Source organism: Veillonella agrestimuris, from assembly GCF_943193065.1.
In the GTDB taxonomy this organism is placed as follows: Bacteria; Bacillota; Negativicutes; order Veillonellales; family Veillonellaceae; genus Veillonella; species Veillonella agrestimuris.
Genome location: NZ_CALPCS010000008.1, coordinates 90,004 through 100,756, shown reverse-complemented (window position 1 = coordinate 100,756; position 10,753 = coordinate 90,004). Strand labels below are relative to the sequence as shown.

9 protein-coding genes are annotated in these 10,753 nt (G+C 39.0%); all 9 read left to right on the top strand.

All coding sequences use genetic code 11. From position 1 onward, the window contains the following. Positions 1-233 precede the first annotated feature (233 nt). The 9 genes from scfB (at position 234) to galU (ending at position 10,704) form a co-directional block, all read left to right on the top strand. Complete coding sequence (gene scfB, locus NFR29_RS05245) at positions 234-1,643, top strand: thioether cross-link-forming SCIFF peptide maturase (protein ID WP_251424236.1); 1,410 nt, start codon at positions 234-236, stop codon at positions 1,641-1,643. A gap of 70 nt (positions 1,644-1,713) precedes the next feature. Continuing rightward, entirely contained in the window at positions 1,714-4,032 is a 2,319-nt protein-coding gene (gene hypF / locus NFR29_RS05240) for a carbamoyltransferase HypF (protein WP_251424234.1), read from the top strand. 41 nt (positions 4,033-4,073) lie between these two features. After that, positions 4,074-4,325, top strand: a complete 252-nt coding sequence (locus NFR29_RS05235) for a HypC/HybG/HupF family hydrogenase formation chaperone (RefSeq protein ID WP_251424232.1) — start codon at positions 4,074-4,076, stop codon at positions 4,323-4,325. Next, the gene (gene hypD / locus NFR29_RS05230) at positions 4,285-5,403 is read left to right on the top strand and encodes a hydrogenase formation protein HypD (RefSeq protein WP_251424230.1); all 1,119 of its coding nucleotides are present in this window, start codon (positions 4,285-4,287) and stop codon (positions 5,401-5,403) included. The genes NFR29_RS05235 and hypD overlap by 41 nt, the downstream gene beginning before the upstream one ends. Beyond that, positions 5,404-6,411: a hydrogenase expression/formation protein HypE gene (gene hypE / locus NFR29_RS05225; protein ID WP_251424228.1), complete on the top strand. Its 1,008-nt coding sequence runs from the start codon at positions 5,404-5,406 to the stop codon at positions 6,409-6,411. Positions 6,412-6,568: 157 nt separating this feature from the next. After that, positions 6,569-7,015 carry a hypothetical protein gene (locus NFR29_RS05220; protein ID WP_251424226.1) on the top strand — a complete coding sequence of 149 codons (447 nt, stop codon included), beginning with the start codon at positions 6,569-6,571 and terminating at the stop codon, positions 7,013-7,015. 113 nt (positions 7,016-7,128) lie between these two features. Next, the gene (locus NFR29_RS05215) at positions 7,129-8,262 is read left to right on the top strand and encodes a hypothetical protein (protein ID WP_251424224.1); all 1,134 of its coding nucleotides are present in this window, start codon (positions 7,129-7,131) and stop codon (positions 8,260-8,262) included. A gap of 83 nt (positions 8,263-8,345) precedes the next feature. Then, positions 8,346-9,830, top strand: a complete 1,485-nt coding sequence (locus NFR29_RS05210; protein ID WP_251424222.1) for an LptA/OstA family protein — start codon at positions 8,346-8,348, stop codon at positions 9,828-9,830. 13 nt (positions 9,831-9,843) lie between these two features. Beyond that, positions 9,844-10,704: a UTP--glucose-1-phosphate uridylyltransferase GalU gene (gene galU, locus NFR29_RS05205; protein ID WP_251424220.1), complete on the top strand. Its 861-nt coding sequence runs from the start codon at positions 9,844-9,846 to the stop codon at positions 10,702-10,704. Positions 10,705-10,753: the final 49 nt, after the last annotated feature.

Genomic DNA, 10,753 nt, shown 5'->3' with positions numbered 1-10,753 from the left:
TTTTTTTGCAAAAAAATAATGTTGGTTGTGCCACCTTGATGGTGACACCCCAACATTTATTATAGAACCATAAAAAAGCACCCTGCATTAGGATTACCTAACAGGGTGCTTTTTTGTGCAACTTTCACGTTGGAAATATCGTTTTGTACAGTGTTTTGTGGTACAATTATTTAGAAAGTTCTATATAATTCTATATAGTGGGAACTTTCATAGATACATAATTTGGAGGTACCATGTTAGAGTTAAAACCGATGATCCATAAGTTTCGGATGAAAGATACATATTACTGTTTAGATGTAAATAGTGGTATTATTCATATTATTGATGAACTTATTGATAAAGTATTAGATATATATGACGGCACAAATCGCGAGGCTGTCCATGCTGCACTAGATGCTACTGAAGAAGCAAATGAATTAAATGAAATTATGGATGAGTTAGATGAACTCATCGAGGCAGAGCAATTATTTGCTCCTATGAGTAGAGAGTTTAAACTTGTTGTGGAAGAGAAGCCTATTGTAAAAGCATTGTGCTTAAATATTGCGCACGATTGCAATTTGGCTTGTAAATATTGTTTTGCTAGCCAAGGTGATTACGGCGGTGTAAAACGAGAATTGATGAGCTTTGATGTGGCAAAGCGGGCCGTTGATTTTCTCATAGAAATGAGTGGTCCTCGTCAACATTGTGAAATTGACTTCTTTGGTGGTGAACCATTGTTGAATTGGGATGTTGTAAAACAGACTGTAGAATATATTGAGTCAATCCAAGAGAAATATAATAAGATCTTTAAACTTACGTTGACTACTAATGGTATGTTATTGACGCAAGATAAAATCGACTATGTAAACGAACATAAAATGAGTTTAGTGCTCTCCTTAGATGGTCGTGAAGATGTACACAATGCGATGCGTCCTGTTGCTGGTAGTGGCGCAGAGTCCTATAAATATATTGCTAAAAATCTCATCAATGCTGTTAAACAACGTCATGGATTAGAATATTATGTACGAGGCACATATACCCATAAAAACCTCGATTTCACAAAAGATGTAATGGCTATGTCTGATTTAGGCTTTGAACATTTGTCTATGGAACCTGTAGTAGGGGAAGAGGGCGACTATGTTCTTCGTGAAGAAGATTGGCCAATATTAGAAAAAGAATATGAAAAATTAGCAGATATCTATTTGGAGCGCCAAAAAGAAGGATGGGGAGAGAAATTTAACTTCTTCCACTTCCGCATGGATTTGTATCGTGGTCCATGCATGGCAAAACGTTTGCGCGGTTGTGGTGCTGGTCATGAATATATGGCTATCGTTCCAAATGGTGATATTTATCCGTGTCACCAATTTGTAGGAAAAGAAGATTTCATTCTTGGTAATGTATATGACGGATTACAAAATACAGAGATTCCTACAGAATTCAGAAATACGCACGTATTCTCTAAACAAACATGCGCTGAATGTTGGGCTAAATTTTTCTGTTCTGGCGGATGTCATGCCAATAATATTACCCTTGGCGGCGATTTAGAAACGCCTTATGAATTTGGCTGCCGTTTACAAAAGAAACGTATTGAATGTGCCATTATGATCCAAGCTGAATTAGAGCAAGCTGGCATTGATGGTAGTATCCCGGTAGCTTTGGGATAAGTAATTAAATGAACCGTATACGATGTCCTATAGAGATGTCATAGGCGGAGGAGATGTAATAGGAGCCACTATGGACATTAGCGTGAATACAACACAAACTATTGAACGATGGGGAATCCGATTTACAGGTGTTGTGCAAGGGGTCGGGTTTCGACCCCTTCTTTCTTTATTAGCCCATGAACTAGAACTTACAGGCTTTGTCTATAATGATGGACTTGGTGTGTATGCTCAGGTACAAGGGGGCATAGAACATTTAGAACGATTTGTGGAACGCATCGATAGAGAGAAACCTCGGTTATGCCGTATTACGCACAGACAAATCGATCTGTTGCCAATACAAGAGGAGAAGAGCTTTTCGATTTTACCTTCTCCAAAAGAAGGAGATATAGAAACATTTATTAGTGCTGATACGGCTCCTTGTGATGATTGTCTTCGAGAAATGGGAGAACTAGGGCGCCGTCATGACTATGCTTTCACGAATTGTACTAATTGTGGTCCTCGTTATTCCATTATTGAAAGTATGCCCTATGATCGGATGAGAACAACCATGAGTGAATTCCCTATGTGTGAATCTTGTTCTAAAGAATATAGGGAGGTTACAAATCGCAGGTACCATGCAGAACCGAATGCATGCAACGATTGTGGTCCTCACTATACATTGGTTGATAATAAGGGACGATCTATTCTTTGTGATGATGTATTTAAAACGACGAGACAATACATTGCAGAGGGGGCCATTGTAGCTGTCAAAGGGGTTGGTGGCTATCATTTAGTGTGTAATGCGTTAGATGATGAGGCTGTACTCACTTTGCGGGAGCGGAAAGGGCGTAAAGAAAAACCTTTTGCTCTTATGGCAGGCTCTTTGGCGGTAGTTCAGCAAGTTGCTTCCCTTAGAGAAGAAGAAATACGTAGCCTTACGCAACCATGTCGGCCTATTGTATTGTTAGAAAAGTTAGTCGATCCAAGTTTAAAGCTTAGCGATGTTGTAGCGCCTAATCATCATTTGTTGGGGCTAATGCTTCCTTATGCACCGATTCATCATGTATTAGTGCCTCAAGATGCCCTTTGGGTTATGACAAGTGGCAATCGCAGTGGTGATTCCGTTATTTTTGATGATTACCAAGCTTTAGAAGAATTAAGCGACATTGCTGACTATTTCCTAATCCATAATCGACGTATCGTAGCACCTATTGATGACTCTATTGTTTCCGTCGTGGTAGATAAGGAATTATTATTGCGCCGAAGTCGTGGCTATGTGCCAGAACCATTGTATAGTGATTCCATTACAGAACGCCCTATATTAGCGATGGGGAGCGATTTGAAGAACACTTTTGCTATCAATAAAGGTCAGAATATGATTGTAGGACCTCATATTGGTGATCTTGAAAGTGCATCCACACATACTACATTAGAATGGACTATCGATCACATAAACACATTATTCCATATACAACCAGAAGCTATTGTGGTAGATAAGCATCCGCAATTTTTTTCCTCTACCTATGGTAAAACATTAAGTGCTCACTACCATGTGCCCTGTATAGAAGTACAGCACCACCATAGTCATGTGGGGTCGGTTATGGCTGAATATAATTTATGCCATCCTGTATTAGGTATTTGTTTAGATGGAACCGGATATGGTGACGATGGAACGATTTGGGGCGGAGAATTTTTGCTGTGCCATAAAGGGGATTACCAACGGATTAGTCATTTTCACTATGCTCCGTTACCGGGTGGTGAAAAAGCAGTCTTAGAACCATGGCGTCAAGCTTTATGGTATGTGCGTAATTATTTCGGTAATGACCTGCCTCCAGTTTATGAGCGGTGGTTAACAACGCTTCCTAAAGAGTGGCCTATTTTAGATAAAGCGTTGCAATCTGATTTTCCTATGGTTATGACCTCTAGTGTAGGACGGCTGTTTGATGTTGTAGCGTGTTTGTTGGGGTTAGGAAATGTGCATAGTTACGATGCACATCTTGCTATTGCGTTAGAAACAGCGGCGCATCAATATGATATAGATTCTGCGAATAAGGAACTTTATTTTGACTATGCTTATGATGGGGCTATAGTCGATTTCATTCCTGTTCTTCATCAATTGATGGATGCTTATAGTCGTGGTGAAAGCCCTCAATTATTAGCGGTCGCCTTTCATAGAACGTTGCGTAAAGCACTCATTGAAGTAGGTGAGAGTTTATGTAGACGCTATGCTGTTGAAGATATAGCTTTCGGTGGAGGGGTATTCCAAAACCGATTCCTTCTTCAAGATCTCTATCGCTATTGGGGAGGCCGAAACTTATATATTAACCAACAGGTTCCTTGCAATGATGGGGGGGTATCGTTAGGTCAATTGTGGATTGGTCATCAAAAACTTTATGATATGATAAAATAAATAATAATTATTAAAATAAAAAAGGTTACAAAGGAGTTATTATGTGCTTAGCTGTACCAGCTCAATTGATTTCTATTAATGAAACGATTGGCACCATTGAATTAACAGGGGCAACGCGAGACTGCAGTTTACTTCTCGTACCTGATGCAAAAGTAGGCGATTGGTTACTTGTGCATGCAGGATTTGCCGTTCAAATTATAGATGAAGAAGAAGCGAAGGCTACTATGGATGCCTTCCGGGAGTTGGAAGAACTTGAAGAAGCTTACTTTGCAGGAAAAGCAGCACACAGCTGATGCGTTATTGCAACGGATTCGAGAGATACATAAACCAGGTGAAACAGTACGCCTTATGGAGGTCTGTGGTACCCATACGGTATCGATTTTTAGGGAAGGATTGCGACAACTACTACCAGAAGGAATAGAACTTGTTAGTGGTCCTGGTTGTCCTGTATGTGTAACTGATCAAACCTATATGGATAAAGCCTTGGCCTATGCTGAACGAGATGATGTTATTATTGCTACTTTTGGAGATATGCTAAAGGTTCCTGGTAGTTATAGTAGTTTAGCAGAAGCACGCACTCAAGGCGCCCATATTCATGTCATTTATACGCCATTAGAGGTTGTAACACTTAGTAAAGAGTATCCACATAAAAAGATTATTTTTCTAGCCATTGGTTTTGAAACGACCATTGCCACTATTGCTGCTACTGTTAAAACAGTAGCGACGATGGGATTGAAAAATGTATTCTTTTTAGTGTCTCATAAATTGGTACCACCGGCCCTTAGAGCGTTATTGGATCGCCAAGCTGGTCAAATTGACGGATTTATTTTGCCTGGACATGTAAGTGTTATCATTGGTGAAAAGCCATATGCTTTTTTGCCAACCGAATATAAGGTGCCATCTTGTATTGCTGGCTTTGATGGGTTAGAAGTGTTATCAGCAGTTTTGAATATTCTTGAACAACGGAGAAGCGGTCATTTAGAAGTAGGCAATACGTATCATTCTGTAGTTATGAAAGAAGGCAATCAAGTGGCAGTAGCGTTGATGAATGAAGTCTATACGTTATGTGATGACATGTGGCGGGGGATTGGCCTTATCGAGAATTCTGGCCTCGCATTACGCAGTGAATACGAACAATTAGATGTAGAAAAAATGATTCCTATTACATTAGAAAAACCTTCTTTAGATCCAAAAGGGTGTCAATGTGGCAAAGTCTTACAAGGTCTAATCAAACCAAATGAATGTCCTTTATTTGGTAAAGTTTGTACCCCAGACCATGCTATAGGGGCTTGTATGGTGTCTGTTGAAGGTACTTGTTCTGCTTGGTACAAATATGGTTATGCCAGTGGTGGTTTGTCCTGGGAGGAATAAATGGACCGAGTACGATTAGTGCATGGTAATGGTGGCCGATTTAGCCATGAATTAACAGAGCGCTTTATTTTGAAATATTTCCACAATGATTTATTAGCTACCCTTCATGATGGAGCTCAATTTCCTGTCACTAATGGGCGCATGGCTTTTTCTACTGATTCTTATGTAGTGCAGCCTCAGTTTTTTCCTGGTGGTAATATTGGGAAACTTGCTGTCTGTGGTACTGTTAATGATTTAGCTATGAATGGAGCTATTCCACAATATTTAAGTTGCAGTTTAATTCTCGAGGAAGGATTCCCTTTTGATGAATTAGAGGAGATTCTAAAAACTATGGGAAATATGGCAAAAGCTGCCAATGTACAGATTGTGACTGGCGATACAAAAGTGGTGAAACAAGGGGAAGTAGATAAAATCTATATCAATACTGCTGGTGTAGGTATGATACCAGAAAGGATTCACATTGCTCCTAGTCGTGTGAAAGCTAATATGGATATTATTATATCTGGATCGATTGGAGATCATTCTATTGCTGTTATGGGGCAACGCTTTGGATTGGAACTTTCACCAATGATCCAGTCTGATTGCGCCCCTTTGAATCATATGGTTCAAGCCGTTCTTTCCGAGGTTGGTGATGGTGTAGCTTTGATGCGAGATCCTACACGCGGTGGATTGGGGACTGTACTCCATGAAATTGCTACACAATGTCAGGTAGGCGTAAAAATTGAACAGTCAAAACTAATTGTTCATGATGAGGTGCAGTCCGTGTGTGACATATTAGGTTATGACCCATTGTATTTAGCCAATGAAGGGAAAGTTCTTTTTGTTGTAGACCCTAGTGTGACAGAGCAAGTACTACATGTGCTTCGCTCCTTCCCGGAAGGAAAAGAAGCTACATTGATTGGACATACTTTAGATAAGAATATTGGTAAAGTAGGTATGCAAACGTCCATCGGTGGTATGCGCTTAATCGATGCCTTAGGGGAAGATCAAGTGCCACGCATTTGTTAATAGGATTCTTTAATTTAGGGTTGAATATTAAAATTAAATTTTGTAAAATTAATAATGAGCTCGTATTGTTTTATAGTTATAGGCAATGTATTTATAGTTTTACTAGAAACTATGCATAGAATTTGTTAAAATATAACTATCTATTTAGGAGGCTATTATGAAAAAGAAAATTATTGCAGCTGTTTTAGGTATTTCTTTAGCTACAACAAGCCTTGGTGGCGTATTAGTAGCTGAAGCAGGTGGCTTGAGCAGTATTTTAGGAGGCGCTGCTAAAATTGGCGGTGTTGGCGTTTTAATTAATAAATTTGGCCCACAAATTGACTCATTTTTGAATAAATTATTAAAACAAAATAATTTAAGTACAGAGTATACTACAAAAGTAGTACCTATCGTTAGTATCGGTACAAAAGGCTATATTGGGGCTGCACAAGTAACAGGTCCTGCATCTAGCATTGAAGATGTTAAAGCGGTAGCTCAAATTGAAGGTAGCTTCAATGGTATGGTCCGCGTAAAAGGATTAGTGCCTGTAGATAGCACAAATCCTGTAGGTGCATCTCGTGTACAAGGTGTTGGTGTATCTGCCATCATTGACTTGAAAATTTAATGGACACTGTTCTGTTTTAAATGAATGGAACAGGAGATAAGCACGGTCTAAGGCCCGTGCTTATTGTGCTGTTTAACGTATATGCCTGAAAAGGCTAGATCGTGGAGGATTTTATGAAGAAGCAAATACTTACACTTGTAATGGCATCCTTAATTAGTGGTACTGTTTTTGCAGCACCAGGTACAGTATTGGAAAAAACACAAATTTTAGAGCAAACTGTATATGGTGAAGCCCAAGAAGGGGCTGTGTTAGACCGTATTAATCAATTAGATGAAACTGTATATGGTAATGGTTTCAGCGGTAGCAGCCAAACATTAAGCACTCGCGTTGATTCTTTATATGATTCTTTAGAAGGTAGCGGAACGAATATTTCTCTACGTGAAGAAATGGATGCCTTAGAATATACATACCAAAACAGCATTAATAGCGGTTCCTTAATTGACCGCGTTGAAAAAATGGAGCGCAGCGTCAATGGACGTATTGCTAAAGGTCCTTTGAATCAACGTATTACTAGCTTAAAAACGAAGGTGTATGGTAGTAATGTAGCTTTGACAAATCAAGTTGGCACATTAGCAGCTAATCAAGTATTTAAAGTTATCTTAAATGAATCAGTATCTTCCAAAACAAATCAAGCAGGCGACACAATTAGCTTCACTGTTGATGAAAATATCATGGACGGTAATGTATTGCTCGTTCCTGCTGGTACAGTAGGGACTGGTACGATTACAGAAATTAAAAAAGCGCGTTCCTTCGGCCGCAATGGTAAATTAGAAATTGTTTTTGATTCTATTCCTGCTATTGATGGCACTGTATTTGTCGGTGTTCAAGGGGAAGAAGCAAAAGATAAAACAAAAAATGAAATGAAAGCCGCTGGCGCTTCCGTAGCTGGTGCAGTACTTCTTGGTCCTGTTGGGCTCGTAGGAGGGGCTTTTATTAAAGGTAAAAATATCGACTATCCAGAAGGATCTATCGTCTATATCCAACCAGAAGATTCCGTATCAATTCAAGGTTTAGTTATCGGTGGTGATGGATTAGCCCATAGAGATTATGAATTAGCTGATGCTGTGACTGTAGCTAGTACAGATGATGGAGAAGAATATGTAGAAGAAACATATGAAGAACCTGTTGATGAAGCAGTAGTAGAAGATGCGACAGATGTAAATGAAGAAGCTGAAGAAGTGTTAGAAGAATCTGATGACACAGCGGAAAATGTATCTCAACCAATTGTTGTAGTAAAACGTAGCTAATATAGGAGTTAATAGTAACCATGAGGAAACACAGAGTACAATGGCTAGTAATGGTAACCTTATTGTGCCTAACTCAGCCGGTCTTGGCTGCATCAGAACCAATTGTATATCAAGACGAATTAGACAGTTTTGGTGAAACCTATCCAGGGGAATTATCGACTCCATCTAGCACACCTGAACGTAGCAATATTCGTGTTGTTCGTCGTGGTAAAGGGGATACAACAAATCCTAATGAACAATTGCCTACTCGCATAGATGCGGATAAGATGGCTTACACTGGTTCTACTGGTGATGTCTATGCAGAAGGAGCTGTAGTTGTTGTACGGGGCAATCAAAAATTATTAGCTAATCGCATCGAAGGTAATACGAATACCACTGAATATCGTACTGCTAACGGTCCGTACCGCTTTTTGGAAGATGATGGTCGGACAAAAGATCTTACTGGTGATGTTATGACATATCGTAGTAGCGATGGGCATTTAGATGGCGGTATTACACAAGGTTGGTCTGATCCTTATTATATTAAAGGTGAGAAAATAAATTATGATGGAGCCGAAGGCCATATTGAACGCGGTATGTTTACGACGAAACATGCGATGGCATTTAAGCATACACCAGACTACCGTATAGAAGGGGAAGATATCAAAGTATATCCAGGGGACAAAGTTGTTATTAAGAAACCAAGTTTCTATATTAAAAACTTCAAAGTTCTCTCGTTGCCATCCTATACTAAATCGCTTCGAGGTGATAAAAAAGGACGTGTCAGCATTTTCTCTTTAATCCCTACACCTACATATAATAGTGATGATGGATTGGGGTTGCATGGTAGTACAGATATTCCAATGGGAAAAAGCGGCGAAGCTTATATTGATTACCGTTGGTACACAAAGGCAGGTTTTAAACCTAAGTTCGGTTATCGATATTTCTTGCCATGGGGGACTGCGTCTTTAGGCTATGCTAAAGAATCGAGTGAATACCAAAATGAAACAGTCTGGGTCGAAAAAACCATTGAGTTCCGTATCGATTCTCATACTTATCACATTGGTGATAGTCCTTTCACGATTCGTGGTGGTGGCAATATGGGGTATTGGAAAGAGGGCGATGTAAAAGGTTCTCATAAACAGTATTATGGTGAAGTATCTCATACACCGATTAAGTTATGGGATGGTGCTAGCTTACGTTTCCTAGGTGGTTATCAACGAGATTATTACGGCTATAATAATGTTATTCGGAGCATGCCATATTGGGGCGTTCGCTTCGGTACTAAAATTAGTCCACGATTAACAGGGTGGATTAATTATAATCAACGAAATATTAATTATAATAATTCCCCATATCATTTTGATACTACAGAAATTCCAAAAGAACTCGTTTTTGGGGGAACTATTAAATTAACCCGCCTTGATGATTTCTCCGTTAGTGTAAAACGAGATATGGACTCTGGTGATATTGATAATATTAGTTATACTTGGCACCGAGACTTACACTCCTTTGATTTGTACTTAACATATAAAGGTCATAGTAAAAATAATTCTTGGAAGGTATCAATTGTAGGTAAAGATTTTTAGTGAGAGGTCTCTTATGAAACGAATTAGAAAAGCTGTTATTCCCGCTGCTGGTTTTGGTACTCGTTTTTTGCCTGCTACAAAAGCACAGCCTAAAGAAATGTTACCTATCGTTGATACACCAGCTATTCAATATATTGTGAAAGAAGCGATTCAGTCTGGCATTGAAGAAATTCTAATCATCACAGGCCGTAATAAGCGGGCTATAGAAGATCATTTTGATAGCAGTGTTGAATTAGAAGCATTATTACAAATGCAAGGTAAAAATAAGCAGCTTGCTATGGTAAAAGATTTAGCAGATATTAAGGTTCACTTTATTCGACAAAAAGCACCACGTGGTTTAGGCGATGCAGTGCTATGTGCTAAAGCTTTTATCGGTGATGAACCATTCGCTGTGTTGTTAGGTGATGATATTGTATATAATCCAGAAAGGCCTTGCTTGCAACAATTAATGGATTGTTATGAAGCTCATCCAGGTATTATTTTAGGAGCTCAATTTGTTCCTGACGATAAAGTGAGTTCTTACGGCATCGTGTCAGGTGAGGCGTTAGCAGATAATTTATATCGCGTTAATGGTTTGGTAGAAAAACCTAATGTAGAAGATGCACCATCTAACTTAGCTGTACTTGGGCGTTATATTTTGACGCCAGATATTTTCGAAATTTTAGAAAATACGAAACCAGGTAAAGGCAATGAAGTGCAATTAACAGATGCGTTAGCTGCTTCTAAAACAGATACATATGCTTTAGCTTACGATGGTATTCGCTATGATACAGGCGATAAATTGGGCTATTTAAAAGCTACTGTAGAATATGCACTCCGCAATGAAGAATTGGGAGCAGATTTTAAAGCTTATTTAAAAGAATTATCATTATAAGTGTAGCTAAAGGTTTATATAAAGACAGCACCATTTTGGACCCTAAATG

Bases quoted from the DNA above. Each gene is read 5' to 3' on its own strand.
- NFR29_RS05215 (WP_251424224.1), top strand. From the start codon at position 7,129: ATGAAGAAGCAAATACTTACACTTGTAATGGCATCCTTAATTAGTGGT.
- galU (WP_251424220.1), top strand. From the start codon at position 9,844: ATGAAACGAATTAGAAAAGCTGTTATTCCCGCTGCTGGTTTTGGTACT.
- hypF (WP_251424234.1), top strand. From the start codon at position 1,714: ATGGACATTAGCGTGAATACAACACAAACTATTGAACGATGGGGAATC.
- NFR29_RS05235 (WP_251424232.1), top strand. From the start codon at position 4,074: ATGTGCTTAGCTGTACCAGCTCAATTGATTTCTATTAATGAAACGATT.
- hypE (WP_251424228.1), top strand. From the start codon at position 5,404: ATGGACCGAGTACGATTAGTGCATGGTAATGGTGGCCGATTTAGCCAT.
- scfB (WP_251424236.1), top strand. From the start codon at position 234: ATGTTAGAGTTAAAACCGATGATCCATAAGTTTCGGATGAAAGATACA.
- NFR29_RS05220 (WP_251424226.1), top strand. From the start codon at position 6,569: ATGAAAAAGAAAATTATTGCAGCTGTTTTAGGTATTTCTTTAGCTACA.